Source organism: Microcoleus sp. Pol17C6 (genome assembly GCF_036701145.1).
Taxonomy (GTDB): domain Bacteria; phylum Cyanobacteriota; class Cyanobacteriia; order Cyanobacteriales; family Microcoleaceae; genus Microcoleus.
This window is the reverse complement of the sequence record NZ_JAUBQH010000003.1, coordinates 148,436-163,783: the sequence shown is the minus strand read 5'-3', so window position 1 is coordinate 163,783 and position 15,348 is coordinate 148,436. Positions and strand designations below refer to the sequence as shown.

The 15,348-nt window shown below is 47.2% G+C and carries 12 protein-coding genes, 1 tRNA gene and 2 pseudogenes; 5 read left to right on the top strand and 10 right to left on the bottom strand.

What is annotated here, in order from left to right; translation table 11 throughout:
- Positions 1-18 precede the first annotated feature (18 nt).
- Entirely contained in the window at positions 19-1,137 is a 1,119-nt protein-coding gene (locus QUA25_RS02885; protein WP_333035408.1) for a beta-glucosidase, read from the top strand.
- A gap of 153 nt (positions 1,138-1,290) precedes the next feature.
- Here QUA25_RS02885 and QUA25_RS02880 read toward each other — a convergent pair whose 3' ends face one another.
- The 3 genes from QUA25_RS02880 to QUA25_RS02870 all read right to left on the bottom strand — a co-directional run bounded on the left by QUA25_RS02880 (position 1,291) and on the right by QUA25_RS02870 (position 3,805).
- Positions 1,291-2,322 carry a hypothetical protein gene (locus tag QUA25_RS02880; protein ID WP_333035407.1) on the bottom strand — a complete coding sequence of 344 codons (1,032 nt, stop codon included), beginning with the start codon at positions 2,320-2,322 and terminating at the stop codon, positions 1,291-1,293.
- Between the two features lie 276 nt (positions 2,323-2,598).
- Positions 2,599-2,671 (bottom strand) — tRNA-Glu (locus QUA25_RS02875).
- Between the two features lie 87 nt (positions 2,672-2,758).
- The gene (locus QUA25_RS02870) at positions 2,759-3,805 is read right to left on the bottom strand and encodes a M42 family peptidase (protein ID WP_333035406.1); all 1,047 of its coding nucleotides are present in this window, start codon (positions 3,803-3,805) and stop codon (positions 2,759-2,761) included.
- Between the two features lie 292 nt (positions 3,806-4,097).
- On the opposite strand from QUA25_RS02870, the gene QUA25_RS02860 reads away from it, so the two are divergent.
- A complete protein-coding gene (locus QUA25_RS02860; protein ID WP_333035404.1) occupies positions 4,098-4,397 on the top strand; it encodes a hypothetical protein in 300 nt (99 codons plus the stop codon).
- A 17-nt stretch (positions 4,398-4,414) separates the two neighbouring features.
- Complete coding sequence (locus QUA25_RS02855; protein ID WP_333035403.1) at positions 4,415-6,133, top strand: ATP-binding protein; 1,719 nt, start codon at positions 4,415-4,417, stop codon at positions 6,131-6,133.
- A gap of 262 nt (positions 6,134-6,395) precedes the next feature.
- On the opposite strand, the pseudogene QUA25_RS02850 reads toward QUA25_RS02855, so the two are convergent.
- Positions 6,396-7,016 (bottom strand): annotated as a pseudogene (locus QUA25_RS02850) (SIMPL domain-containing protein); the annotation flags it as partial.
- Positions 7,017-7,306: 290 nt separating this feature from the next.
- On the opposite strand from QUA25_RS02850, the gene QUA25_RS02845 reads away from it, so the two are divergent.
- Both QUA25_RS02845 and pcrA read left to right on the top strand, forming a co-directional pair.
- The gene (locus QUA25_RS02845) at positions 7,307-7,690 is read left to right on the top strand and encodes a YkvA family protein (RefSeq protein WP_333035400.1); all 384 of its coding nucleotides are present in this window, start codon (positions 7,307-7,309) and stop codon (positions 7,688-7,690) included.
- Positions 7,691-7,900: 210 nt separating this feature from the next.
- Complete coding sequence (pcrA, locus tag QUA25_RS02840) at positions 7,901-10,267, top strand: DNA helicase PcrA (RefSeq protein WP_333035399.1); 2,367 nt, start codon at positions 7,901-7,903, stop codon at positions 10,265-10,267.
- Between the two features lie 190 nt (positions 10,268-10,457).
- Here pcrA and QUA25_RS02835 read toward each other — a convergent pair whose 3' ends face one another.
- From QUA25_RS02835 to QUA25_RS02815, 6 genes and pseudogenes are all read right to left on the bottom strand, one after another.
- Positions 10,458-10,658 (bottom strand): hypothetical protein, encoded by a 201-nt coding sequence (locus QUA25_RS02835; protein WP_015174854.1) that lies wholly within the window; start codon positions 10,656-10,658, stop codon positions 10,458-10,460.
- On the bottom strand, positions 10,655-10,999 hold the full coding sequence (locus QUA25_RS02830) for a hypothetical protein (protein WP_333035397.1): 345 nt from the start codon (positions 10,997-10,999) through the stop codon (positions 10,655-10,657). Before QUA25_RS02830 ends, QUA25_RS02835 begins: the two co-directional genes overlap by 4 nt.
- Before the next feature lie 105 nt (positions 11,000-11,104).
- Complete coding sequence (locus tag QUA25_RS02825; protein WP_333035395.1) at positions 11,105-12,379, bottom strand: FGGY-family carbohydrate kinase; 1,275 nt, start codon at positions 12,377-12,379, stop codon at positions 11,105-11,107.
- A gap of 3 nt (positions 12,380-12,382) precedes the next feature.
- The gene (locus QUA25_RS02820) at positions 12,383-13,549 is read right to left on the bottom strand and encodes an NAD(P)/FAD-dependent oxidoreductase (protein WP_333035393.1); all 1,167 of its coding nucleotides are present in this window, start codon (positions 13,547-13,549) and stop codon (positions 12,383-12,385) included.
- A 128-nt stretch (positions 13,550-13,677) separates the two neighbouring features.
- Positions 13,678-13,797, bottom strand: a pseudogene (locus QUA25_RS29395) (zinc-ribbon domain-containing protein); the annotation flags it as partial.
- A 12-nt stretch (positions 13,798-13,809) separates the two neighbouring features.
- Positions 13,810-15,210 carry a serine/threonine-protein kinase gene (locus tag QUA25_RS02815; protein ID WP_333035392.1) on the bottom strand — a complete coding sequence of 467 codons (1,401 nt, stop codon included), beginning with the start codon at positions 15,208-15,210 and terminating at the stop codon, positions 13,810-13,812.
- Between the last annotated feature and the right edge of the window lie 138 nt (positions 15,211-15,348).

The following is a 15,348-nucleotide window of genomic DNA, read 5'->3' as shown; positions in this document are numbered from 1 at the left end:
CCATTACCCATTCGATTGATGTTTCAAAGTTTTTTCATGGGCGGATTTGAATGTTCCACCCACAGAGTGCAATCTGGAAAACGCCTCGATGTCACAGCCGCCACCGGTCACGATAAATTTGCAGCAGCCGACTACCAACGCTTGCAGGAGCAAGGCATTTACACAGTCCGCGAAGGCCTCCGCTGGCACTTAATCGAACAGACACCCGGAAAATACGATTTTTCCAGTTCCCTGCCAATCATCCGCGCCGCCCGCGACATGAAAATGCAGGTAATTTGGGATTTGTTTCACTACGGCTGGCCAGACGATATTGATATTTTCAGTCCCGAATTTGTGTCCAGGTTTGCAAACATGGTGCGCGCTTTTATGGAAGTGCTAACTGAGGAAACAGACCAAACACCTTTCGTGACACCTGTTAATGAAATTTCATTTATTGCTTGGGCCGGCGGCGATGTTGCCTACATCAATCCGTTTGCAAAAGGGCGGGGAGACGAGCTCAAAATCCAGTTAGTCAAAGCTGCGATCGCGGCGATAGAATCAGTTTGGGAAGTCAATCCCCGCACTCGCATCGTTCAAATCGATCCCACAATTAACATTATTGCTGACCCTGACAAACCGGAGGATCGGGACGCAGCGGAAGGTTATCGCTTATCTCAATATCAAGCTTGGGATATGTTGGCTGGACGTTTTCGCCCGGAACTCGGCGGTAAGGAAAAATATCTCGATATTATTGGGGTGAATTATTACGATCGCAATCAGTGGATTCATAATGAAGACCCAATGAAATACACCGATCCGCTGTATCGGCCGTTTCGCGAACTGCTGCAAGAAGTGTTTGAGCGTTACCGTCGCCCCTTATTCATAGCCGAAACGGGTACTGAAGACGATTTTAGACCTGTCTGGTTTAATTATGTGTGTACTGAGGTAGTGGCGGCGATGAAAGCAGGAGTTCCGATAGAGGGAATCTGCTTGTATCCGATTGTTAACCATCCGGGTTGGGACGACGACAGGCACTGTTACAATGGTTTGTGGGATTATTGCAATGAATCGGGCGATCGGGAAATTTACCAGCCTTTGGCGGATGAATTGCAGTTTCAAAGGGAGCAGATTGAACCGTTGCTGAAGTTGCAGAATTGATAGCTGCGATCTAATTATGTAGGGTGCGCTGCGGCGCACCTTATGCTGTTAATCAAATTAATAGTCTGAGATCGTGTCCGGTCGATCAACTGCAATATCCGAAAAAAGCCTTGAGCTGCTTTAAGAAAGCAAATAGCTCTAGAACCGCTGGTCTCATTCTTCCCATGGACTGCCTTTGGCTTCCAACTCTGCCATTTTTTCCTTCCTTAGTTCATGTAAGGTTCTATTAGTCGAACTAAGCACTGCCCATTCATAAATATTTATAGAAGACCAACCAGTAACTTTCTTTCCCCAATTATTATAGGAGATTTCTTCCCCATTAAATCTGACCAATGTATCATCAATTATTATAGCTTCAGAGCTTTCAAACTCTTTAATTTCAATGCTATCCCCAGCTTTGATTAATTCCCACTCAAACAACTGATCCATTCGAGGTAGCCAAGTTCTATTAAAGCCAGAATCAGTGGATATAATTTCTCCCTTCATTGTAGAACATTCTCCGGCTAAACCCACGTAAAAATCATCCAGTTGTGCCGGAGGCAAAATTTTCTCAATACTCAAAAAACCTTGCTCTCCTATAAAAACAGGAGTGATATTAAGACAGATGGCGTCTACCCCATTTGAAATCAACCAAGCAACAGCAGAAAGGGTTTGCTCATCAAAGGATGAGGCTATAAGTATTATTCGTTGTTTTTTGTTAAAGGTTTTGAGTGCGTCATTGCTTGACAAGAATTTATTCAACTCTCGTCTCGCTTTTTCACCAGGAGTCAAATCACCTAATTCATACTCATCTTTGTGTATCTCGATATACGAACTATAGACTAACTCTACAAGGGATTCAGGTGTCGAAATTTTGGCATAACTCGCGGCATACCTGATAGCTTGAAATTCAAAAGGTTCTTTTCTCGCCTTGATGTCTTGTACGTCGCGTTTAATCTCGATTAGAACAACATTGCCATCTGCGTCAATGGCAGTTAAGTCGCTAATCCCGTTACTCGCATTACGAACTTGTTGACCAACAACTAGAAGAGTCTCCTCATCCCCAAAGAGCAAATTAATGTTTTTGCGTAAGAACTCTTCAATATGTCTTTCCTGTAAGTTTAAGTCTTTAAAGTTTCTGACTTTTATTTCTATTGCTTCGTTCCTTTGGATGCTGCCGTCGTCGAAAGTAACAGGTATGTACATCGCACTCCCCTTTGCTGCTATTTCCTGTCTAAGTGTTCAACTATATTGAGCCTATGTATCCGCTCAATAATCCGGGATAAATCGCTCAACGATGCACCAGGAACCAAACTAAATAAAGCCGGGCCGGTTTTTGCTGTTGCTGCGGGCTGTCACGCCTTTTCTGAGCAAAAACCCGGTTTCTGGCTACCCGTGCGTAAGTCCTAATAGCAATAAGGGCGGACAAAATGCCCACCCCATATACTAGATATCACTTTGATATCAGACTTAAATTTTCAATACCCCCAGGGGAATTCGAATCCCCGTCGCATCCGTGAAAGGGATGTGTCCTAGGCCTCTAGACGATGGGGGCGCGTCGTTGCGTTTGCTTGTGTTCCGCACCTTTATTACCTTAACTAATCTTTCCCAATCTGTCAACTACTTTGCGAAACTTTTTTTTCTAGTCGTCCCAAAGCTCGTCACAGTAGGCTTTGAGGATGGCGGCGCAATTGCCGATCGCCCCGAGATGAGCAATTTCAAAGCCGTGGGTGTTCTGGGTGGGGAAAGCCAAACAAGCGGCGCGGGCTACGTGGCCGAACTTCATGGCGATCGAAGCATCGCTCCCAAAACCGCTAATTACCGCCAACTGCACCTCTACATCGGCTGCTGCGGCTGCTGCGCGCAATTGGGCGTTCAATCCTTCATCATAGACTCCGTAGCCGTCCTGAACCAGCAAAACCGGGTTTTCGCCGTCACGAATCGGGTATTCCGGTGCTAGAGGGCAAATTTCCAAAGCGATCAGCGCATCCAACGGCTGGCGCTGCGTGAAATACAAAGCTCCGATCGCTCCAACCTCCTCCTTCGCCGACGCTACCAAATAAACATTCACCGCAGGCTCTTTCAAACATTCCGCCAGAGCCAGCAAAATCGCCACTGAAGCCTTGTTGTCCAGAGTGTAGCTGGCGATCCAATCCTTCAACCGCAGCGGGCGCTTGCGGTGCTTTCCCACCACCATCCGCGTGCCCGGTCGAATTCCGGCCTCGCCTAATTCCTCGGCGGTACACTTAGTTTCGATCCAGGCATTTTCCCACTTTAAAGAAACATCTTCCTGCTGAGCTTTCTGAGGAGATTCGTGAGAAACATGGCGCGAACCGAAGCTGAGAATGCCGCTAATTGTTTGCTTGTCTCCGAGCAAATCCACCACGCCTTCGCCGTAAACCCAAGGAAATGCGCCCCCCAGTCTGCGGACTTCCACGCGGCCCCTCTCGCCTATTGTTTTAACTAGGGCGCCAATTTCGTCTTTGTGGGCGGTAATGGCGATCGACTTTTCGGGATTGCGGCCCTTAATTAGGGCGATCGCATTGTCCGCGCGATCGAGCCAAGCATTCACTCCCAGGGCGGCGAATTTTTCCATCAACCGCTGGTTAATTTCCGACTCCGCACCGCTGGGTGAGTGCAGCATTACTAATTCTTCGATTGTTTGGAACAGGCGATCAAACTCTAACATTTTTGATTTTCGTTTTTAGGAGCGAATTTTGACATATATTAAAGCAGATTTACTCTCTATTTCCCCGGCGGTACACTTAGTTTTAATTCAGGCATTTTCCCACTTGAAAGAAACATCTTCCTGCTGAGCTTTTTGAGGAGCCTAGGAATGAAGCAATTGGACGCAGCAAAGGGGGATTGAGTAACAAGATTTATGGGAGCCCGTGGGTGCGTTGGGCAATCCGTTGGGGTTTCACCTCACCCCGGACAAACTCGTGACGCGAGCAGGAGGCGACCAACCGTAGCCGTTATTGGTGGCGGATACACTGCTGGCTAACAAGGGCTATGATCCAGATCAGCGTGTGATTGACCCCCTCAATGCCGAGGGCAAGACCACCGTGATTTCACCTCGCCGCAATTGCAAGACCCTGGAAACTTACGATGCTGAATTGTACAAAGCCCGTCATTTGATTGAGAACTTTTTCCCCAAGCTCAAGCAGTATCAGGCAATCACGACACGCTATTACCGTAGGGCGGTGAACTTTCCGGCGTGGGATTCTTCTGGCTGCTGCAGTCATCTGTTTGAATTGATGACACCCCCTAAATTAACTTGACAGTGCCGTAAACTAATATGCCTGACCTCTTGAGCAGCTTCTTTTCTAATAATTTCATTCCTCACGGGCATTGTTACCTCTGGAAACCGGGGTTAGTCTGGCTGCACTTAATGTCAGATGCCTTGACTACCCTCGCTTATTTCTCGGTGGCGGTTGCCATTGTTTATTTTACGAATGAGCGTAAGGATCTGCCTGCCCACACGGTGATACTGCTGGTGGGTTTCTTTTTTATCTTTGCCTTATGTGGCACGACGCACCTGATGGAAATAGTGACACTTTGGCACCCCATTTATTGGGTTTCAGGACTGATCAAAGCTGTCACTGGTGCTTGGTCTTTGTATACCTTCACCTTTTTACTGATTCCCTTAATTCCAGTGGCACTCGATACGCCGAGTCCAGCTCAACTTGCCTTTACAAACCAGGAACTAGAAGAGAGTCGCCGCCGTATCCAGGCGATTAATGTGGAGCTAGAGCAACGGGTGCAGGAACGCACTTCCCAACTCGAAGCGTCTAATCGCACCAAAGACGAATTATTGAGGCGTGAACAAATAATTCGGGCAGAGGCAGAGGCAGCTAACCGTGCCAAGGATGAGTTTCTCTCGATTCTTTCTCATGAACTCAGAACTCCTCTCAACGCGATCTTAGGGTGGTCAACTATGTTACGGCAAAAAAACCTGAGTGAGGATAAGGTGGCGCGCGCTTTGGAGACGATCGAGCGAAACGCAAAGTCTCAAGCCCAGCTCATCGAAGACATCCTCGATGTTTCTCGCATCATCACAGGTAAACTGCGCCTCCGAGTGCGTCCTGTCAACCTCGTGCCGGTGATTGAATCGGCGATTGAGTCTGTACAATTGGCGGCTGAGGCAAAGTCAATTCGCCTGCAAAGCGTACTCGATTCTGAAGCTGGTCCGCTCTTGGGTGATGCCGATAGGTTGCAGCAAGTTGTGTGGAATCTACTTTCTAACGCCGTCAAATTTACTCCTAAAGACGGGCGAGTCCAGATTCTTTTGCAGCGAGTTAATTCCCATGTTGAAATTACTGTCAGCGACACTGGAGCAGGCATCAGCTCCGACTTTCTACCGTTGGTCTTCGATCGCTTCAGCCAGCACGACAGCACCACTACTCGCAGTTATGGGGGGTTGGGTTTAGGGTTAGCCATTGTGCGTCAATTAGTTGAACTACATGGCGGGACTGTAACGGTAGTGAGTCCAGGGGTAGGACAGGGGACGACCTTTACAGTCAAACTGCCCGTAATGATTATCCATCTACCACCCAGCGATCGAGAGCAATTAAACTCGCTGGTCGAGGCGAATGGGAGGGTTGAGGCCTCGCCGACCCTTGAAGGCTTACAAATCTTAGTGGTAGAGGACGAGGCTGACGCGCTAGAGTTGCTGAGCACGATTCTCGAAAAGTATGGTGCTGATGTCATGGCTGTGGCTTCGGCCAAGGAGGCCTGGACCATTATCGAAACCGCAACCGATCGCAAGCTCGATGTTTTAGTGAGCGATATTGGGATGCCGGATGAGGATGGCTACTCCCTGATCCGCAAGTTGCGTCAACTTGAAGCGCAGCGGGGCGGTAGGCTACCCGCGATCGCGCTGACGGCTTATGCCCGGAATGACGATCGTCAGCAGGCACTATTAGCAGGTTTTCAGATGCATTTGACCAAACCCGTAGATGCTGCGGAGTTAGTGGCGGTGGTGACCAGCCTCACCGGACGTACAAGTAGGTGCTAAAACCCAGGTGTTCAAGAACAAATGTTGCGTTTGAGAATAATGGGCTTCTTGTCAGCTTGGGGTGAAGGCTAGGGGTTGTGGCAAATCAAGTTTGTGAGTGTCGTCAGCAGGACAAACGTCTGTTAACTTGATTCAGGTAACAGGTCTACTTTATCCAGGATAGGTGGTTATCGAGTAGAGCCTGCATGAATGCTAGATTCTCTAGGATGCCAATTTCATCTTTGTGAGCGGTAATGGCGATCGACTTGTGGGGATTGCGATCGGGAATTAGCGCGATCGCACCTTTGACTTGAATACCCAGAATCTCTCCCCGCTTGAGGTTGAGGGCGCTCAAGACTGCATCCGCTTGCGATTGAGCGTCTTGAGTTGCTTTGCGGAGTGCTTGTTTTCGAGCTTCTTCGATCGCACTATCGGCAGCGACAAAACTCACACCGTCGATGCGTGTGGCTTCGGCATTCACCGCATCGTCAAACAAAGTGCCGGCAGATGCAGTATTAATCCGAAAAGTGACGGTATTCGTGGCCGTATAGCCTGTCAAGCGCTGCTGGTTGTTGTCGAAGTTATAAATTGGATTGAGGGTGATGCCGGCAGTTTCGAGTTTTTCGACTTGGCGCGATCGCAGCAACTCTACCACAGCCGACGATCGCCTCGCCGCTTCCTGCTGCACCTGGGCCGCCGTTTTCCCCTATACCTCAACCCCCAGCCGCACTTGTGTTTGAGTTGTAGGAATCGCTTCCACACCCCGCCCAGTAACAGTCAACGTTCTGATCCGCTGTTCTTGAGCCGCCGCCGGATCTAATCTCACAAAACTCACGAGAGTTAAGGTTAAACACAACGCTGTTAGCAGACTACGGAAATTAATGCGATCGCGCGATCGTTGAATTCATAAATTTGACTCTCCTCACATACAACAGATGCTATACTTTACCTTCCCACTGAAACTGCTAAATATCCGGGTTGTTACATTTTTAGCAACTAAAAAAATAGTCAGTAATTCTGAAGAAATTATGAGTTATTATGATGTCCGCAGGACGCTCCACTAAAAAATTGGTGTTCTGGGTAAAATAAGAGGTTTGGCAACGATAAATATAGAAACCCACCCAGTTTATGACAATCCGACGCAGATATTGTTTCATTTTAAATAAACTTTAAAAATGATAAAATTCTTAAAAGATGCAATCCTTAAAACAAGTTGCCCGCCGACTCAAAAAAGAGACTTACGCTGTTTATTTAGCAAGTACAGACCAGAGAGTACCTTGGTACGCCAGAATTTTAGCAGGCCTTACGGTTGCCTATGCTTTTAGCCCGATCGACTTAATTCCTGACTTCATACCGGTTCTCGGCTACTTGGACGATTTGATAATTGTACCTTTGGGAATTTGGCTGGTACTGAAGATGATTCCGCCACCGGTTTTAGCCGAGTGTCGGGAAAAAGCAGCCGCAGAAATAGAGCGAGGAAAACCGATAAATCGGGCTGCCGCTGTTGTGATTATTGCCATTTGGATTGGCTTGGGAATATTAGCAGCAATGTGGCTAACACGGATATTTAAACGTTAAAAAAAATCACCTATCTATTTATAGTCTAGGGTGCGCGCCGAGAACCTTACCTTAAACAACTCGCTTGGCAAAAAAATATTTAAAGTTCAAAAATCACCGTTGTAGTTATAATATAGGGTGCGCTAGGCGCACCTTACCTTAAAAAAAAACTCGCGGTATCGCATACCAAGTATTATTTACTCCTTAAAAAATTAAACTAACTTTCTAGCTATGACTCAAACCACTGATTTCCTCAGCCACCTCAACCCATCTCAGCGCCAAGCAGTCGCCCATTATAACGGGCCGCTGTTAGTAGTAGCGGGCGCTGGTTCCGGCAAAACCAGAGCTCTAACTTACCGAGTTGCTAACTTAGTTCGCACGCATCGAGTCGATCCTGAAAATATTCTGGCGGTGACATTTACAAATAAAGCCGCCAGGGAGATGAAAGAAAGAATTGAGAAATTGCTGGCAACTCAGCAAGCTGAAGCGGAATATGGTAAACCTTTGGTAGACTTAGCCCCGGATGTACAAACCAAATTGCGATCGCAAATTTACCAGAGAATTACCAAGCACATTTGGATGGGAACTTTCCACTCTTTGTGCGGCCGCATTCTCCGCTACGATATTGAAAAATACCAAGACGAAAAAGGCCGCAAGTGGCAGAAAAATTTTTCGATTTTTGATGAATCAGATGCTCAAAGTATCGTCAAACAAATCGTCACCAAAACACTGAACCTCGACGACAAGAAATTTGACCCGCGAAAAGTCCGCTATGTCATCAGCAACGCTAAAAATAAAGGCTTGTCGCCTCAAGAATACCAAGCAGCAGAACCGGATTACAGAGGTCGCGTGATTGCCGATGTTTACAGCCGCTACCAAGACGCTTTAGCAGCCAACAATGCCCTAGATTTTGACGATTTAATCCTCGTTCCCGTTAAACTTTTGAGCCAAAACGAGCAAGTATTAAATTACTGGCATAAAAAGTTTTGCCATATTTTAGTTGACGAATACCAAGATACCAACCGCACTCAATACGATTTGATTCGGATGCTGGTGACAAATAACGCCGACCCGAAAAGCTTCGATAAATGGCAAAACCGCTCGATTTTTGTAGTGGGCGATGTCGATCAATCAATTTACAGCTTTCGCATGGCAGATTATACCATCTTGCTGGAATTTCAACAAGATTTCGGAGATGGTTTGTCAGACGATAAAACTCAGACAATGGTAAAATTAGAGGAAAATTATCGATCGCGCGAAAACATCCTGCAAGTTGCGAACCACTTGATCGAACACAATACCGAACGCATCGAGAAAATTCTGCGCCCGACTCGCGAACCGGGAGCTCCGATTGTTGTCTGGCGGGCGGACAACGAATTAGATGAAGCGGAATTTGTAGCAGGTCAAATTCATTCCTTGAAGCGGCAAAACTCCGAATACGAAAACGGCAGTAACTTTGCGATTCTCTACCGCACAAACGCTCAATCTCGCTCCTTTGAAGAAGCGTTAATGCGTTTAGACATTCCTTACAATATTGTCGGCGGCCTGAAGTTTTACGATCGCAAAGAAATCAAAGATATCCTAGCATACCTGCGGGCGGTTGCCAATCCCGACGATAGCGTCAGCCTCAAACGCATCATCAATACTCCCCGTCGCGGCATTGGCGATACCACATTTTCCAAAATCGAAGACGCTGGAACTCAATTGGGCATTCCGTTGTGGGAAATACTCAGTGATGAGTCTTCTGTAAATACTCTAGCAGGGCGATCGGCAAAAGCTATTATTAAGTTTGCCGAAATGATTGGTCGTTGGCAATCGCAAGTCGAAACTCTGCCGGCTTCGCAAATTGTCCAAGGAATTATCGAAGATTCAGGCTACATTCAAGATTTGAAAAATCAAGGAACCGAGGAAGCCGAAAATCGCATCGAAAACGTCAGAGAATTGTACAATGCTGTGCTGCAATTTGAAGAACAAAACGAAGAACCGACGCTGACATCATTTTTAGCAAAAGCCTCTTTAGCATCCGATTTAGATGACTTGCAGGAAGAAGATTCCCGCGTGTCGCTGATGACGCTGCACTCCGCAAAAGGGCTAGAATTTCCCGTAGTATTTCTAGTCGGAATGGAACAGGGTTTATTTCCCAATTTCCGCAGTTTGGACGACCCGAAAGCGATCGAAGAAGAACGCCGTTTGTGCTACGTCGGCATCACTCGCGCCCAGGAATTGCTATTTCTCACCCACACTCGCGAACGCCGCTTGTGGGGAGGCTACCGCGAACACTGCACCCCTTCGCTATTCTTAGGAGAATTGCCGCCACATTTGCTGGCTGGAATTGCCAAAAAAACTAAAGCGGGAAAAACGGCTGCCTCGAAAGGAAAAACTAATAATTCAGCAGCAAATTCCGCCAGTTCTCAAGCGGGCAACAATGGACAATCGGCGGAGTGGAAAACGGGCGATCGGGTTTTTCATCATGCTTTTGGAGTTGGAGAAATTACCCACGTCTTGGGAGAAGGCGATAAAACTAATCTGGCAATTAAGTTTTCGGGTTTGGGCAGAAAAATTATCGATCCGAGAACAGCTAAGTTGCAGCGAGTGTAATAAAAAAGTGTTGAAAACTCCCGATAGTCGGCGGTTAAAACGGTTACTACACAACCTTGCGTCCGAACTTCAGGGGACACAAAAGAAATGATTCAAGACTCTCCCGCAGGGAATCGCCCCTCGATCGATCTTATCTCACATCTTGCCTGTTCATAAAAGACTTATTAACAATGATGCCACATCTCATATCTTATTCGACTACCTGAGATTCCACACGCCTGTATTTACCCGCCAAACGTTCTCGACGCTGGCGGCGGTTATCAGCTTCAAATATGGCGATTAATTCATCCAGGTTTAGAGTCAAAGCGTCAAGCTGTTGGCAGACTTCACGCATCTTTTCAACGTGTCGCTTTCTGGTTTCAGCGTCGGGGATTCTAGGTTGTTGATTCATGGCAAATTCCAATCCATTTTGATTTCTCGGATAGTTGCTTCTGAGGCATCGACAGCCGCCTCTGTTTGTTCTATCGTTCTATACAGAAAGTTTAACGTATCCGCAGTCGCAGCGGGTTGAGATTCTGCTACCTGCTGCAAAAGCCTGTACAAACGATTGTAAGGGTTTCTCAACCTTTCCTTAACATTATCCAGGGATTCTAGTTCGGGGAGTGTCGCTTCTGTCTCGCCAAACTGCTGCATTAAAATATATTCTGTCGCGGTTGTCTCGTTGAGGATTTCCACTAGCCGCCGCTGCAAGGTAAAAATTGTGTTCAGGATGTCATCAGGTAGCTTTGCCATTGTCCTTAATTTTTAGGGATAACAACTTAACACAATATATCAGAGTGTTTGCTTCCTCTCATTTTAGCTTTTATCGAGAGCGATATCAGTCCAAATTTACCACCTTTAAATTTGCGTTCCATGCTTCGCCAACAGCGCCACCCCGTAAGCAGCCGCAGTATGAATTGGCGTTTCAACAGGGACTTTTAAATAACGCTTTCTAATCGCACTCCAAACCAAATTTTTTGCCCCGCCGCCAGCAGTATAAACTTTGGTCAAAGGAGTTGCACCCAACTCCTGCAATAATTGATATCCCCGCGCTTCAATCCGCGCTATGCTTTCTAGCAAACCGTGCAGAAATTCCACTGAATCAGTTGGACGCGGTTCGAGTCTGGGCGGCAAATTCGGGTCATTAATCGGAAAGCGATCGCCCTTTTTCAACAATGGGTAATAATCCAGCAAACTCTCTTGTTCTGGATCAATTTGTGTGCTATAATTAGCCAACTCAGCATCAGTAAAAAAGTGTCGCAGCACCGCACCTCCGGTATTAGAAGCACCTCCAACTAACCACAAATCGCCTAATTTATGACTGTAAATCCCGTATCTAGAATCATCTACGCGGGTATGACTTAAAAGTTTGACTGCTAGTGTAGAACCGAGAGAAGTTACTGCTTCCCCTGGTAAATTGACACCGCTTGCTAAAAATGCGGCAATGCTATCGGTTGTGCCAGCACAAATCATACAATCGCGGGGAAAACCGAAGCGATCGCCCACTTGAGCTCTCACTTCCCTCACAGGCGTGCCCGGTGCGACAACTCGTGGCAATTCAGGAGTTGCAGCGCCCGCAATTCCCTGTGTCAGCCAATTCGGATAGCACAAAGTATCAACATCGAAACCGAGTTTCAGAGCATTGTGATACTCGCTAATTCCTAATTTCCCGTGCAGCAGAAATGCCAGCCAGTCAGCTTGATGCAGGAAAACCGTAGGGGCGGTGCCCCCGTGCCCGCCCTCCTGCCACCACAGGAGTTTTGCCAGACTGGATGTAGCGCTTAATACTGTGTGGTTGGCAGGGGCGATCGCCCGCAACTTCTCTGTCACCGCTGCACCGCGCCCATCATTGTATAAAATCGGTTCGCATACTGGTATACCGTCGGTATTGCACAGTATGACAGTGGATGATGTGCCGTCAAGGGCGATCGCCCTTACCTGATTGCGGATTGCTGGGGGAATTTGCTCGATTACAGCCCACAGCGCATTTTGCCACACCGAAGGCAATTCAGGCTGTTGTTGCCCGTTGTTGGCAAAAGTATATTCTGTCTCACAATGTATCATACCCTGGGAGTCTATGACAGTCGATCGCGCGCCTGTCGTGCCGAAATCTATTCCCAAATAAAGATTCATTTGTTACTGCTTGTTTCTGCGAGCAGCTAAGGCTAATTCAAAGCCTGCCTTGAGTTGGTCAGCTTGGTCAGAGGCATGGGATGCTTCTCCTCCTTGCCTTGCTTTGAGTTGTAACGGTGCGGTGATCGCAATCCGTTCCTCTTCATAGTCCGTAAGAGCTTGAGCAACAGAAGGAGTATCCTGCAAGTTCAGACCCTTGAGTTTTTTTGTTAAAGCAACAGCATCCTCAAATGCCATAGTAGTGCCTAATCCTAATGACGGTCGCATCGGGTGAGCCGCATCCCCTAATAAGGTGATTCTCTCTCTATCCCCCCATTGGGATACTGGTTCCCGATCGAACACGCCAGTTTCCACAATAGTGGTAGGGTCAGTTGCTCGAATAACCCTTTCAACAAAGGGAGTCCATTGGTCAAAAACTTGGAGAACCATAGCTAAAACATCGCTACTCTTCTCTGAAGTCGGATGGAGTGCAGTCCCTGTCCAAGCCAGTGCCTCGCCTCCTGCATCCATAATCCAAAAATTTTTCTGGTCTCCTACCACCAGTTGAAAACCAGCCCCTTCTGCAAAGGGTTCAGCGAGGGGGGCTAGGATTTGACGGGGCAAGATTCCTCGCCAAGTCATGGTTCCAGTGTACAGAGGCGCACCATCTCCCACGGTAAGAGCGCGAACCGCGGAGTGATAACCATCGGCACCAATTAACAGTTGTGCGCCAACATCGGTCTGATTCTCAAAGTGCAAGCGTAAGGGAGGCTTGGACGGATCAGCGACCTTAGTGAAGTTGAGAAACTTATGGTTAAGGTGAAGGGATACGGTAGGTGGCAGTGTGTTGTGCAATGAGGTTTGTAGGTTATACCACGCTAGCCAAGTGAAGGGAGTACCCGCCAACGGCGATTCATCAGAAAACAGAACCTCGCCATTGGGTCTCATCAGCAGTTGTCGCTGTGGGTTAGCAGAAGCGGCACGAACTTCGGTAGCGAGATCGGCATTAATCAGAGACAATGCGTTATACCCCGCTTCTGCCAACCCTAGAGCAGCGCCGATGGGACGTAAAGCTCTAGCTCGTTCAAACACAGCTACCGAAAAACCTAAATTGGCTAGCCCATGGGCTGCACATAGTGCGCCTGGTCCTGCACCAATAATGGCGATATCGAAAGTTGGGGTTTCAGTCATGAATGGTGTTGATAGATTTCGGACTTGTGTGTAGGGGGGTTGGGACTCGGCCATCGACCAGAGATACAATTGTTTTCAGGCGATTTTTGACACCTCTGAACTGACCCCCGTGTCCCTAGTTTCCGCCCTTAAAGTTTTGTCCCGCACTCAGGACAAAACTTATTGCTCGAAACATTCTTGGCGCCGCAACTCGGACAATAAATCAACTCCGCAGATTGCAACTTGCTACGATCGGGCAAACCAACCAAGGGCTGAAATCGCTATAGATTACAGCTTACACTTCTTGATGCGAGAGAAGAACCATAACGCCACTTGACACCCAAACCCCGGAACCCACCCCACCACCCACACATTTGCCTAGGGAGGTGGCCCACAGGTGCTTGTTTATTATAGGTTAGGTTCTTTGTGTCCAACCAACGGCCTCCTTTTCGCCAACCGACGCGATCGCCGAGCTTCTTTTCAGTATCCCAATCAACTTTGCCGCCCACTTCCAACCAAATGTTTTTCTGGACGCTAAAACCAAAGCGACCCTGACTATATTTTACCCACAACTGGTCGATGGTGCGTAAATCATCGCAAGGAAAATTATCAATTGAGTCCGTATCAAAATAATCTTCCTTCTCCCGTCTCGCAGCTTTCAGCATTACCTTTATTGTTTCCTGATCCGCCTCTTTCCACTCCCCTGTGGCCAATAAATCCCGGAGACGAGTATAGTCAACACCCCGCGCCGATTTCAGGGAGTCTGGTGGCGGTGCCGATAGAGGTGTTTGAGCTGATAATTGAGGTGATTGAGAAGCAAGAGCCTGCAACACTTCAGTAGCAGAGTGATAACGTTTTTTAATAGCAGGTTGTATCATTTTATCTAAAATCTGACTCAGTTCCGAACTGACAGATGTTTTTAAGTGTTCTCGCCACACCCACTCAAACTCGCTATCATCGAATAAATCAATCGGTTCAACCTCAGTTAACAGACACAGACAAGTGACACCCAGACTATAAATATCACTAGCATGAATAGCTTTGCCGTTGGCTTGTTCTGGTGCCGTATATCCAGCCGTCCCGATCCTCGTTCCCGTTACCGCTAGAGCCTTTTGTGTCGCATATTTCGCGGCACCAAAATCAACTAAAACCAGTTGCCCATCTTGCCGAAGAATAATATTTTCTGGCTTGATATCTCGGTGAATAACTTGGCTAGAGTGAATGAACTCGAATACTGGCAGTAAATTATTAAGCAAATTGCGAATCTGCGTTTCGCTAAAATATCCCTTAGACTCTAGTGTTTGGGCTAAATTTTCACCGTCGATGAATTCTTGGACTAAATACTGCCGTCCATCTTGACTAAAATATGCTAATAAGTCGGGAATTTGAGAATGTTTACCCAACTGTTCTAGGCGTACTGCTTCCAGCTCAAATAACTCAGCAGCTTTCTGGATACTAGAAGTGCCTTGAAATTGGGGGTAGAATTGTTTAATAACGCAGGGAGGTTTTGAGGGTTTATACTCGTCAAGAGCTAGAAAAGTGCGCCCAAATCCCCCTTGTCCAATAATTTTTTGGGCTCCGTAGCGATCGCCCAATAGCAGTTTATCCCCACATTTTTGACAAAATTTTGTAGAGCCAGACGAGTTTTGGAATAGGCAATCAGGGTTTAGACACTGGCTCATAAAATATGCTTAGAGATTACACAGATTAAAGCTCTCGATGCGATGCCAGCGGACATGGTTTTAAATGTGAAACAGCAGAGCCGGGTAAAGAGACGGCCTTGCCGATATGTGTCAACTTAAGTCTGAAACCTTTGTATC